The following is a 12,306-nucleotide window of genomic DNA, read 5'->3' as shown; positions in this document are numbered from 1 at the left end:
CATTATTCTCCTTGCGGCGCAGCGGACGGAGTGTCAGCTTGTGGTGCAGGTGCAGGTGCAGGTGCAGGTGCAGGTGCAGGTGCAGGTGCAGGTGCAGGTGCAGGTGCAGGTGCAGGTGCAGGTGCGGATGTAGATGTAGGCGCAGATGTAGACGTTGTTGATTGCGCCAACAAATTACGCACGCGAGTTTGCATCAGCTTCTCAAGAATTTCCTGGCTTTTCAGCGTTTCCGGCACATCCATGGTGATGCTCTGCTGGCTCAGTTTGTCCACTTCATCAAGGAACGCTTTGGTCGTCGCATCTTCGGTGTCGTAGTACGCGCGAACCCATGTAGAAACGTTATCCAGCGCCTGGCGGTAGGTTTCTTCCTGATGGCGCGGAACGGCTTGCGCTGCGACTAACAGGCGTGAACGGATATTTTCACGCAGATAAACATCCTGATTTGGCGCCAGCAGCGGCACGGCAGTCTCATCGCGACGACGAATGGTGATGAAGCTGTCCATAAAGTTCTGCCAGCTTTTTTGCAGGTTAACGCGCCATTCGCTGATGGAGCTCGAAAGTTCGCTGCTGTCGGAATCCATCGGTGAGTCATCGTTGTCGTTGTCAGCCAGACGCAGATTATCGATCTGGTTAGAGAGTTGGTTGACCTTGAGGATAATACCGTCGTAGTCCACCTGCGAGACGGATGACAGGCTGGCGATATCATCGGTAATGGCCCGGCGAGCAGTGATGAGGCTCGGATCGTTCATATCCGCAAGGCTGGCGTCCGCGCTCTTTAACAGCGCTGCGGCGGTGGTGACATCCTGATCGCTCCACAGCTTACGTCCGGCAAGCTTCACCAGAAAATCAGCTTGTGCCAGCAGCCAGGTTTTGGCATCGCTTCCAGAGATGGTGGCGACTTTCTGCTGCACGTCGGCGAGTTGTTTCGCCAGTGTCGTTTGCTGACGGTTCGCCTCATCCAACAGTGTTGCCTGTTTTTTAATAATGCTTTCGAGTTCTGTTTTTTGGGCTTCCTGCGCTTTTTGCAACGCTGTCAGCTGGTTAGCTAACGCATCGCTGGTGGCTGTCTGTGTCGTCGCCTGCTGTTTTCCCCAGCCATAAAGTCCAACACCTGCCGCAAGGGCAATGGCAATGGCTACCGCGCTCAGGATCAGCGAGGTGCTATTTTTGCTCTTTTTCTCAGTGTTGACTGGCTGTGATGTGGTTTCCACGGCCTCCCTGGTCTCTTCAACCGCGGCGGAGGATTTTTCTTGTTCCGTCATTATGGCATCCCATTATGAGAGTTATTGTAATGCGCGCAGTAGCGCATCGTTGTCGGCGTTATCAGCGACCTTAATATCTTGCCAGCCCAATTCCCGGGCGAGGTGCGCCAGACGCTCGCTGACGACCAGCAGCCGACAGCGTAGTAACCAGTGTTCCCGATACCATTGTGGTGTCATTGACCAGAGCTGTTGCAACATCTCGCCACTGGTGACAACCACCGTTGTAACACCACGAGAGTGCCAGCGCATGGCCTCTTGTGCACCGTCGTAATGTTTTGCACTGCGTTGATAACATTCACAAAAAATGACATCAGCCCCGCGTTCCATTAGGGTGTCTCCTAACAGTTCACGTCCGCCATTGCCACGTAGAATAAGTGCCTGCTTACCTGCAATATTTTGTAATTCAGGTAATTGTAGCAAGACTTCGCTAATTTCCCGATCCAGAGGATAACGAATATTGCACCCGCTCACCGTATGCAGCGCCAGCGCCGTGGTGCGGCCAATAGCAAAATACTGCGGGAGCGTTGGCCAGTTTTGCCCTTGCTGCTGAAGTTGGGCATGGGCGAAAGCGACAGCATGTTGGGAAAGGGCGAAGACGAGATCGTTCTGAGTCAGTGTGGCCAGGCGATCGGCAAGTGTATTGAGCTCACGACCTGGCGTGAACTCAATGAGCGGAAAGCTCCAGGCCACCTGCCCCAGTGTGCGCAGACGGCTCACTAACTCTTCCCCTGAGGGAGACGGGCGGGTGACCAGAATACTCATGCGGGGGCTTCTCCGTTGTAAACCTCTGTCAGAATGGCGCGGGCTCCGTTCTCCAGCAGTTCTTCCGCCAGGGAGATGCCCATCTGTTCGGCATCCTGAGGCGAGCCGCGTCGTTCGCCACGAATCATCTGCGAACCATCAGGGGCACCCACCAACGCACGTAGCCAGATTTCACCGTCGATGATTTCAGCATAGCTGCCTATGGGCACCTGACAGCCACCCTCAAGGCGGGTGTTCATGGCGCGCTCGGCTTTGACACGCACGGCGGTTTCATCATGATTCAGCGGCGCCAGCAGTTCACGGGTACGGGTATCATCCAGTCGACACTCAATGCCAACCGCGCCTTGCCCGACCGCAGGAAGCGAAATTTCTGGCGGCATGGCGGTGCGAATACGTGACTCCAGACCCAGGCGTTTTAACCCGGCAACGGCCAGAATAATGGCGTCATAGTCACCGTTATCCAGTTTGCTGAGACGCGTTCCGACATTGCCGCGCAACGAGCGGATAATGAGATCCGGACGGCGTTCAGCCAGCTGGCACTGGCGACGCAGACTGGAGGTGCCTACGATGCTGCCCGGCGGCAGTTCATCCAGATGATGATAGGTATTTGAGACAAACGCATCGCGCGGGTCTTCGCGTTCGCAAATGGTGACCAGTCCAAGGCCTTGCGGGAACTCAACTGGTACATCTTTCATGGAATGCACCGCGATGTCCGCGCGTTTTTCCAGCAGCGCGACTTCCAGCTCTTTGACGAACAAGCCTTTTCCGCCCACTTTCGCCAAAGGAGTATCAAGAATTACGTCGCCACGCGTCACCATTGGCACCAGTTCAACAACCAGTCCAGGATGATTCGCCAGCAAGGTGTCTTTGACAAAATGTGCCTGCCAGAGCGCAAGGGGGCTTTGGCGTGTGGCAATTCTTAAAACTTTGTCTAACATGCTTGTTACCGTCATTTTCGTCCGTGAACCATCCTAACATCCTTACAAGTGGGATGTCAGTGTTACGGTCAAAGGTGAGTGAGAGAGTCGGCGTTGTGTCGTCAATGACAGTGAAGCGTGACGAGAAAGCGCCTTGCCCTATTACAGAATTTACACGAAGCGAACGGTGCTACACTGGTAAGTAGTGCAACTTTCTTTACGGTCAATGAGCAAGGTGTTAAATTGATCACGTTTTAGACCATTTTTTCGTCTGTGCCTCAAAGAGGAGACCGAAAAAAGGTAACGGCTATTTTTGACATACGGTATATCCCGAATGATGACGTTTGCGAAACCACGTAACGGTGGCGACAAACAGAAACATGACGGGTAGCAACATCAGGCGATACGTCTTGTACCTCTATATTGAGACTTTGAAACAGAGACTGGATGCCATAAATCAACTGCGTGTGGACCGCGCGCTTGCTGCCATGGGACCTGCTTTCCAGCAGGTATACAGTCTGCTGCCGACATTATTGCATTATCACCATCCGCTGATGCCGGGTTACCTGGATGGTAACGTTCCCAAAGGCATCTGTTTCTACTCGCCTGATGAAACCCAACGCCACTATCTGAATGAACTGGAACTGCACCGTGGTATGTCTGTGCAGAACCCGCCGAAAGGTGAATTGCCGATTACCGGCGTTTACTCAATGGGCAGTACGTCTTCAGTAGGGCAAAGCTGTTCTTCTGACCTGGACATCTGGGTCTGCCACCAATCCTGGCTCGACAGCGAAGAGCGACAGTTACTTCAACGCAAATGCAGCCTTCTGGAAAGTTGGGCCGCCTCGCTGGGTGTTGAAGTCAGCTTCTTCCTGATCGATGAAAACCGTTTCCGCCACAATGAAAGCGGCAGTCTCGGCGGTGAAGACTGTGGCTCCACACAGCATATCCTGCTGCTGGACGAATTTTATCGCACCGCTGTGCGTCTGGCCGGTAAACGTATTCTGTGGAATATGGTGCCGTGCGACGAAGAAGAGCATTACGACGATTACGTGATGACGCTCTACGCACAGGGGGTGTTGACGCCAAACGAATGGCTGGATCTGGGCGGACTGAGCTCACTTTCAGCGGAAGAGTACTTTGGTGCCAGCCTTTGGCAGCTCTACAAAAGCATTGATTCACCGTACAAAGCGGTGCTGAAAACGCTGCTGCTGGAAGCGTATTCCTGGGAATACCCGGATCCTCGCCTGTTGGCGAAAGACATCAAACAGCGTCTGCACGATGGCGAGATCGTTTCCTTTGGTCTTGATCCCTACTGCATGATGCTGGAACGCGTTACCGAATATCTCACGGCGATTGAAGACCCAACGCGCCTGGATCTGGTGCGTCGATGTTTCTACCTGAAAGTTTGCGAGAAACTGAGTCGTGAACGCGCCTGTGTCGGCTGGCGCCGTGAAGTCTTAAGTCAGTTAGTCAAAGAGTGGGGATGGGACGAAGCACGTCTGGCCATGCTCGACAACCGCGCTAACTGGAAGATCGATCAAGTCCGCGAAGCGCACAACGAACTGCTCGATGCCATGATGCAGAGCTATCGTAACCTGATCCGCTTTGCGCGCCGTAACAACCTCAGCGTTAGCGCCAGTCCACAGGATATCGGGGTATTGACCCGTAAACTGTATGCCGCATTTGAGGCGTTACCGGGTAAAGTGACGCTGGTGAACCCGCAGATTTCGCCGGATCTCTCCGAGCCGAATCTGACGTTTATCCATGTGCCGCCGGGTCGTGCCAACCGTTCAGGATGGTATCTTTACAACCGCGCGCCGAACATGGATTCCATCATCAGCCATCAGCCGTTGGAATATAACCGTTACCTGAACAAGCTGGTGGCCTGGGCGTGGTTTAATGGCCTGCTGACCTCACGTACGCACCTGTTTATTAAAGGCAACGGCATTGTTGATCTGCCGAAGTTGCAGGAGATGGTGGCTGACGTGTCGCATCATTTCCCTCTGCGTTTGCCCGCGCCAACGCCAAAAGCGCTCTACAGCCCATGTGAAATTCGTCACCTGGCGATTATCGTCAACCTTGAATATGACCCGACAGCGGCGTTCCGTAATCAGGTCGTGCATTTTGATTTCCGCAAGCTGGATATCTTCAGCTTTGGCGAAGAACAAAATTGCCTGGTGGGCAGCGTGGACCTGTTGTATCGCAACTCATGGAACGAAGTGCGTACGCTGCATTTCAACGGCGAACAGGCGATGATTGAAGCGCTGAAAACGATTCTGGGCAAAATGCACCAGGATGCCGCCCCGCCGGACAGCGTGGAAGTCTTCTGCTACAGCCAGCATTTGCGAGGACTGATTCGCACCCGCGTACAGCAACTGGTTTCTGAGTGTATTGAACTGCGACTCTCCAGCACGCGGCAGGAAACTGGGCGCTTCAAAGCGCTACGCGTTGCAGGCCAGACCTGGGGACTGTTCTTTGAACGTCTGAACGTTTCAGTGCAGAAGCTGGAAAACGCCATTGAGTTCTATGGCGCCATTTCACATAACAAGCTGCATGGGCTTTCTGTGCAGGTTGAGACAAACCATGTGAAATTACCGTCGGTGGTGGATGGTTTCGCCAGTGAAGGCATTATTCAGTTCTTCTTTGAAGAAACCGGCGATGAAAAAGGCTTTAATATCTACATTCTGGACGAAAGTAACCGGGCGGAAGTTTACCATCACTGCGAAGGTAGCAAAGAGGAGCTGGTGCGCGACGTTAGCCGCTTCTACTCGTCTTCCCACGATCGCTTTACGTATGGCTCCAGTTTCATCAACTTTAACTTGCCACAGTTCTACCAGATCGTGAATACCGAGGGTCGTGCGCAGGTGATCCCATTCCGCACGCAGTCGATTGGTACGGTGCCCCCGGCCAGTCAGGACAACGATACACCGCTGTTACAGCAGTATTTCTCTTGATGCTTGTGCCGGATAAGGCGAAGACCCTATCCGGCAAAAATCTTAACGGAAGCTAACCGCTTCACCCGCTTGTTGCGTTGCCGCTTGCTCAAGCAGCGCCCAGAAAGTCTCGCCGCTGCGGTCGCAGATCCATTCGTCGCCTTTCAGATCAAAATGGTAGCCGCCCTGTTTGGTCGCCAGCCACACCTGGTGCAACGGCTCCTGGCGGTTGATGATAATTTTACTGCCGTTTTCAAAGGTAATGGTCAGCACGCCACCGTTGATTTCGCAGTCGATATCGCTGTCGCCGTCCCAGTCGTCCAGACGCTCTTCAATGGTCATCCACAGGGTGTCCGCAAGGCGATGAAATTCACTGTCGTTCATTTTTTTATCCCATTTTTCGTGATGTTCGCAGTATAACGCGAAACAAAACACGTTGCAGTTTGCAGGCAAACTCTTGCTTTTACGTCTTCTCCTGCGATGATAGAAAACAGAAAGCATGAACTTACAGGCAATCCATAATGAAAAACGTGTTTCAGGCACTCGCTGTACTTCTTACTCTGTTCAGCCTGACGGGCTGCGGTCTTAAAGGCCCGCTCTATTTTCCGCCAGAGGACAAAAATGCACCGCCTCCGACGCATAAGGTTGAACCGCAAACGCAATCCACCATGCCAGAACGAAATGATCGTGCAACAGGCGACGGCCCTACTCAGGTGAATTACTGACGGTAACCCTCTGTACCCGCGTGAATGGAGCGAATGATGCAATTCTCTAAAATGCATGGCCTTGGCAACGATTTTATGGTCGTCGACGCGGTAACGCAGAATGTTTTTTTCTCGCCGGAATTGATCCGCCGTCTGTCGGACAGACATCTGGGGGTCGGGTTCGATCAGCTGTTGGTGGTCGAACCGCCTTACGATCCTGAGCTGGATTTTCATTACCGCATCTTTAATGCGGATGGGAGTGAAGTCTCGCAGTGCGGTAACGGTGCACGCTGTTTTGCCCGGTTTGTTCGCCTGAAAGGGTTGACGAACAAGCGCGATATTTGCGTCAGCACGGCCAATGGCCGCATGGTTCTGAGCGTCACCGACGACGACCTGGTGCGGGTCAACATGGGCGAGCCCAACTTTGAACCGGCGCAGGTGCCTTTTCGCGCCAACAAAGCGGAAAAGACCTATATTATGCGAGTCGCTGAACAAACAGTATTGTGCGGCGTCGTTTCGATGGGGAACCCGCATTGCGTGATTCAGGTTGATGATGTTGATACGGCCGCCGTAGAGACGTTGGGGCCGGTTCTGGAAAATCATGAACGCTTTCCTGAGCGCGCCAATATAGGGTTTATGCAAGTGGTCAAACGCGAGCATATCCGGTTACGCGTTTATGAGCGTGGGGCAGGAGAAACCCAGGCCTGCGGCAGTGGTGCGTGCGCTGCCGTAGCGGTCGGCATTCAGCAGGGTTTGCTGGCAGAAGAAGTACGCGTGGAATTACCCGGCGGTCGCCTTGATATCGCCTGGAAAGGTCCGGGCCATCCGTTATATATGACTGGCCCGGCGGCACATGTCTACGACGGATTTATTCATCTATGAAGCAACCAGGGGAAGAACTACAGGAAACACTCATGGAACTGGATGACCGTGCGGTCGTCGAGTATTTACAGCGTCACCCTGAGTTTTTTATCCGCAATGCGCGCGCTGTTGAAGCGATGCGTGTCCCGCACCCGGTGCGTGGAACCATCTCTTTAGTTGAATGGCATATGGTGCGCGCGCGCAACCATATCAACGAGCTCGAAGAGAACATGACGCTGCTGATGGAGCAGGCTAACGCCAATGAAAGCCTGTTTAATCGCCTGTTGCATCTCCAGGGGCGACTGGCATCAGCCAGCAGTCTGGATGAGATGCTGATACGTTTTCATCGCTGGGCGCGCGATCTGGGGCTGGCAGGGGCAACAATCCGCTTATTCCCCGATCGCTGGCGACTCGGCGCACCGTCGAGTTTCACGCATCTGGCATTAAGCCGTCAGGCCTTTGAACCGCTGCGTATTCAACGTCTGGGGCACGAGCAGCACTATCTTGGCCCGCTCAACGGCCCGGAACTGCTGGTGGTGCTGCCGGAAGCCAAAGCGATAGGCTCGGTAGCGATGTCAATGCTGGGACGCGAGGGCGATCTCGGCGTCATGTTGTTCAGCAGTCGTGATGCTCATCATTATCAGCAGGGGCAAGGGACGCAGTTGCTGCATGAAATAGCGCTGATGTTGCCGGAGTTGCTTGAGCGTTGGATTGAACGCATATGACGGATTTGCCGCTTTCTCAGGACGTTGCCCGCTTTTTGCGTTATCTGGGCGTGGAGCGGCAGCTTAGCCCAATAACGCACCTGAATTATCAGCGTCAGCTTGATGCCATTATCGCGTTAGCCGGGGAAACCGGAATGCAGAGCTGGCAACAATGTGATGCTGCGAGAGTACGCAGTTTTGCGGTACGCAGTCGTCGCAAAGGGCTTGGCCCCGCCAGTCTGGCGCTACGCCTCTCTGCATTGCGCAGTTTCTTCGACTGGCTGGTGAGCCAGGGCGAGCTGCCAGCCAACCCGGCGAAAGGGATCTCCGCACCCAAAGCGCCGCGCCATCTGCCGAAAAATATCGACGTTGACGATGTGAATCGCCTGCTGAATATCGACCTCAATGACCCGCTTGCCGTGCGCGACCGCGCAATGCTGGAGGTGATGTACGGCGCGGGGCTACGTTTGTCAGAATTGGTTGGGCTGGATATCAAACATCTCGATCTCGACACTGGCGAAGTGTGGGTGATGGGGAAAGGCAGCAAAGAGCGACGCCTGCCCATCGGACGCAATGCGGTGGCGTGGATTGAACACTGGCTGGATCTGCGTGGCCTGTTTGGCGGTGACGACGATGCGCTGTTTCTCTCCAAACTGGGAAAACGGATTTCGGCGCGTAACGTGCAAAAACGGTTTGCCGAGTGGGGCATCAAGCAGGGGCTGAATAGCCATGTGCATCCGCATAAACTGCGCCACTCATTTGCCACCCATATGCTGGAGTCGAGCGGCGATCTGCGCGGTGTGCAGGAGTTGTTGGGGCACGCCAATCTCTCGACCACCCAAATCTATACTCATCTTGATTTTCAACACCTGGCCTCGGTGTACGATGCGGCGCATCCACGCGCCAAACGGGGGAAATAATGCGTTTTTACCGGCCGTTGGGGCGCATCTCTGCGCTCACTTTTGACCTGGACGACACCCTTTATGATAACCGTCAGGTTATTCTGCGCACGGAGCAGGAAGCGCTCGCCTTTGTGCAAAACTATCACCCTGCGCTGCGCACATTACAAAACGCTGACCTGCAGCGTTTACGCCAGGCAGTACGCGAAGCGGAGCCGGACATTTACCATGATGTCACTGAGTGGCGGCATCGCGCCGTAGAACGTGCCATGTTGAATGCGGGATTATCAGCCGAAGAGGCGACGGCAGGTGCCAATGCCGCGATGATGAATTTCGCAAAGTGGCGTAGCCGGATTGACGTCCCGCAGGAGACACATGACACGCTTACGCAACTGGCAAAAAAATGGCCGCTGGTGGCGATTACCAACGGCAATGCGCAGCCGGAATTGTTTGGGCTGGGCGACTATTTTAAGTTTGTCCTGCGGGCGGGTCCGGACGGTCGTTCGAAGCCGTTTAGCGACATGTATGCCTTAGCCGCTGAGAAGCTCAACGTCCCGATCGGCGAGATCCTGCATGTGGGCGACGATCTCACCACCGACGTCGCTGGTGCCATTCGCTGCGGCATGCAGGCCTGCTGGATCAAGCCGGAGAATGCCGACCTGATGCAGACCAATGACAGCCGTTTGTTACCGCATCTGGAAATTTCCCGGTTGGCATCGTTGACCTCGCTGATATAATCCTCAATAGTTCTGTATAAAATTCCAGGGTTTTGGTGGATGGCGCTACGCTTATCCGCCCTACGCTGACTGCGATCACGTAGGCCCGATAAGCGAAGCGCCATCGGGCATTTCGCAATTTATCTATTCCTAACGCGGCGGTGCCATCAATGGACGTTTCTTACCTGCTCGACAGCCTTAATGACAAACAGCGCGAAGCCGTCGCTGCTTCGCGCACCAACATGCTGGTGCTGGCGGGGGCGGGCAGTGGTAAGACGCGTGTGCTGGTACACCGCATCGCCTGGCTGATGAGCGTGGAAAACTGCTCGCCGTACTCCATTATGGCAGTGACCTTCACCAATAAAGCGGCGGCGGAGATGCGCCACCGTATCGGGCAACTGATGGGGACGACGCAGGGCGGGATGTGGGTTGGCACCTTCCACGGGCTGGCGCACCGTCTGCTGCGTGCGCACCATTTGGACGCCAATCTGCCGCAGGATTTCCAAATCCTCGATAGCGAAGACCAGCTGCGTCTGCTGAAGCGCCTGATCAAAGCCATGAATCTCGACGAGAAGCAGTGGCCGCCGCGTCAGGCGATGTGGTACATCAACAGCCAGAAAGACGAAGGGCTGCGCCCACACCATATTCAGAGCTACGGCAACCCGGTTGAGCAGACCTGGCAGAAGGTCTACCAGGCTTATCAGGAAGCGTGCGACCGTGCAGGGCTGGTCGATTTCGCCGAACTGCTGCTGCGCGCTCACGAACTGTGGCTCAACAAGCCACATATTCTTCAGCACTACCGCGAACGCTTCACCAATATTCTGGTCGACGAATTCCAGGATACCAACAACATTCAGTATGCGTGGATCCGCCTGCTGGCGGGCGATACCGGCAAAGTGATGATCGTGGGCGACGATGACCAGTCAATCTACGGCTGGCGCGGCGCGCAGGTTGAAAACATCCAGCGCTTCCTCAACGATTTCCCCGGCGCCGAGACTATCCGCCTGGAGCAGAACTACCGTTCGACCAGCAATATTTTGAGCGCGGCGAACGCCCTGATTGAGAACAACAGCGGTCGTCTCGGTAAGAAGCTGTGGACCGATGGTGCGGACGGCGAGCCTATCTCGCTCTACTGCGCCTTTAATGAGCTCGATGAAGCGCGCTTCGTGGTCAACCGCATCAAAACCTGGCAAGACAACGGCGGCGCGCTGGATCAGTGCGCGATTCTCTATCGCAGCAACGCCCAGTCGCGCGTGCTGGAAGAGGCGTTACTGCAGGCGAGCATGCCGTACCGCATTTACGGCGGTATGCGCTTCTTCGAACGCCAGGAAATCAAAGACGCCCTCTCTTATCTGCGCCTGATTGCCAACCGCAACGATGATGCGGCGTTTGAGCGTGTGGTGAATACGCCAACGCGCGGTATCGGCGACCGTACGCTGGACGTGGTACGCCAGACCTCACGTGACCGTCAGCTGACGCTGTGGCAAGCCTGCCGCGAGCTGTTGCAGGAAAAAGCGCTGGCGGGCCGCGCTGCGAGCGCGTTACAGCGCTTTATGGAACTGATTGACGCGCTGGCACAAGAAACGGCGGATATGCCGCTGCACGTGCAGACTGACCGTGTGGTGAAAGACTCCGGCCTGCGCATGATGTATGAGCAGGAAAAGGGCGAGAAGGGTCAGACGCGTATCGAAAACTTAGACGAACTGGTGACGGCAACGCGGCAGTTCAGCTACAACGAAGAAGACGAAGATTTAATGCCGTTACAGGCGTTCCTTTCCCATGCCGCGCTGGAAGCGGGCGAAGGGCAGGCGGATACCTGGCAGGACGCGGTACAGTTGATGACCCTGCACTCGGCGAAAGGGCTGGAGTTCCCGCAGGTGTTTATCGTCGGGATGGAAGAGGGGATGTTCCCGAGCCAGATGTCGCTCGACGAGGGCGGGCGTCTGGAAGAAGAACGTCGCCTGGCCTACGTCGGCGTTACCCGTGCGATGCAAAAATTGACCCTGACCTACGCTGAAACGCGTCGTCTGTACGGAAAAGAGGTTTACCATCGCCCGTCGCGCTTTATCGGTGAACTACCGGAAAACTGCGTGGAAGAAGTTCGTCTGCGCGCGACGGTGAGCCGACCGGTCAGCCATCAGCGGATGGGAACGCCGATGGCGGAGAACGACACTGGTTACAAACTCGGCCAGCGCGTGCGCCACGCCAAGTTCGGTGAGGGTACGATTGTGAATCTGGAAGGCAGCGGTGAACACAGTCGCTTGCAGGTGGCGTTCCAGGGGCAGGGAATCAAATGGTTAGTGGCGGCGTACGCCAGGCTGGAAACGGTCTGATATCACTAACCTTATGATTCGTAGGCCGGATAAGGCGAAGCCGCCATCCGGCAATCTGCCGCTTAATGTTCTGAAAACATAGATAAATCATCCCTCTCTGCTAACCTTAAAGCATTAGGGGGAATTATTACTTTTTCGCGTTCCGTTGCGTGTTGACGTCAAATTTATGCTGGCGTAACATGCGCGCACGATTACGCTAAGAGGACATTCGC

At 55.0% G+C, this 12,306-nt stretch carries 11 protein-coding genes; 7 read left to right on the top strand and 4 right to left on the bottom strand.

The window, feature by feature from the left end; all coding sequences use genetic code 11:
• Positions 1–2: 2 nt before the first annotated feature.
• From hemX to hemC, 3 genes are read right to left on the bottom strand one after another with little or no spacing between them, the layout of a single operon-like run.
• On the bottom strand, positions 3–1,262 hold the full coding sequence (hemX, locus tag JM656_RS21430; protein ID WP_203359463.1) for a uroporphyrinogen-III C-methyltransferase: 1,260 nt from the start codon (positions 1,260–1,262) through the stop codon (positions 3–5).
• A gap of 21 nt (positions 1,263–1,283) precedes the next feature.
• The gene (gene hemD / locus JM656_RS21425; protein WP_203359462.1) at positions 1,284–2,024 is read right to left on the bottom strand and encodes a uroporphyrinogen-III synthase; all 741 of its coding nucleotides are present in this window, start codon (positions 2,022–2,024) and stop codon (positions 1,284–1,286) included.
• The gene (hemC, locus tag JM656_RS21420) at positions 2,021–2,962 is read right to left on the bottom strand and encodes a hydroxymethylbilane synthase (protein ID WP_203359461.1); all 942 of its coding nucleotides are present in this window, start codon (positions 2,960–2,962) and stop codon (positions 2,021–2,023) included. Before hemC ends, hemD begins: the two co-directional genes overlap by 4 nt.
• 389 nt (positions 2,963–3,351) lie before the next feature.
• Here hemC and cyaA point away from each other — a divergent pair, with 389 nt between their 5' ends.
• Positions 3,352–5,898 (top strand): class I adenylate cyclase, encoded by a 2,547-nt coding sequence (gene cyaA / locus JM656_RS21415; protein ID WP_203359460.1) that lies wholly within the window; start codon positions 3,352–3,354, stop codon positions 5,896–5,898.
• 42 nt (positions 5,899–5,940) lie between these two features.
• Here cyaA and cyaY read toward each other — a convergent pair whose 3' ends face one another.
• Complete coding sequence (gene cyaY, locus JM656_RS21410) at positions 5,941–6,261, bottom strand: iron donor protein CyaY (RefSeq protein WP_192613967.1); 321 nt, start codon at positions 6,259–6,261, stop codon at positions 5,941–5,943.
• Positions 6,262–6,398: 137 nt separating this feature from the next.
• Between cyaY and JM656_RS21405 the strand changes: the two genes are divergently transcribed.
• The 6 genes from JM656_RS21405 to uvrD all read left to right on the top strand — a co-directional run bounded on the left by JM656_RS21405 (position 6,399) and on the right by uvrD (position 12,094).
• Positions 6,399–6,602 carry a lipoprotein gene (locus JM656_RS21405; protein WP_192613966.1) on the top strand — a complete coding sequence of 68 codons (204 nt, stop codon included), beginning with the start codon at positions 6,399–6,401 and terminating at the stop codon, positions 6,600–6,602.
• 36 nt (positions 6,603–6,638) lie between these two features.
• Positions 6,639–7,463, top strand: a complete 825-nt coding sequence (gene dapF, locus JM656_RS21400) for a diaminopimelate epimerase (RefSeq protein WP_203361351.1) — start codon at positions 6,639–6,641, stop codon at positions 7,461–7,463.
• Positions 7,460–8,167: a DUF484 domain-containing protein gene (locus JM656_RS21395; RefSeq protein ID WP_203359459.1), complete on the top strand. Its 708-nt coding sequence runs from the start codon at positions 7,460–7,462 to the stop codon at positions 8,165–8,167. The genes dapF and JM656_RS21395 overlap by 4 nt, the downstream gene beginning before the upstream one ends.
• Positions 8,164–9,066 carry a tyrosine recombinase XerC gene (gene xerC, locus JM656_RS21390; protein WP_203359458.1) on the top strand — a complete coding sequence of 301 codons (903 nt, stop codon included), beginning with the start codon at positions 8,164–8,166 and terminating at the stop codon, positions 9,064–9,066. Before JM656_RS21395 ends, xerC begins: the two co-directional genes overlap by 4 nt.
• Entirely contained in the window at positions 9,066–9,782 is a 717-nt protein-coding gene (yigB, locus tag JM656_RS21385; protein ID WP_203359457.1) for a 5-amino-6-(5-phospho-D-ribitylamino)uracil phosphatase YigB, read from the top strand. The genes xerC and yigB overlap by 1 nt, the downstream gene beginning before the upstream one ends.
• Before the next feature lie 149 nt (positions 9,783–9,931).
• Positions 9,932–12,094 carry a DNA helicase II gene (gene uvrD / locus JM656_RS21380; RefSeq protein ID WP_203359456.1) on the top strand — a complete coding sequence of 721 codons (2,163 nt, stop codon included), beginning with the start codon at positions 9,932–9,934 and terminating at the stop codon, positions 12,092–12,094.
• Positions 12,095–12,306: the final 212 nt, after the last annotated feature.

This window comes from Citrobacter sp. R56, assembly GCF_016811995.1.
In the GTDB taxonomy this organism is placed as follows: Bacteria; Pseudomonadota; Gammaproteobacteria; order Enterobacterales; family Enterobacteriaceae; genus Citrobacter_D; species Citrobacter_D enshiensis.
This window is presented reverse-complemented; position numbering and strand designations above follow the sequence as displayed.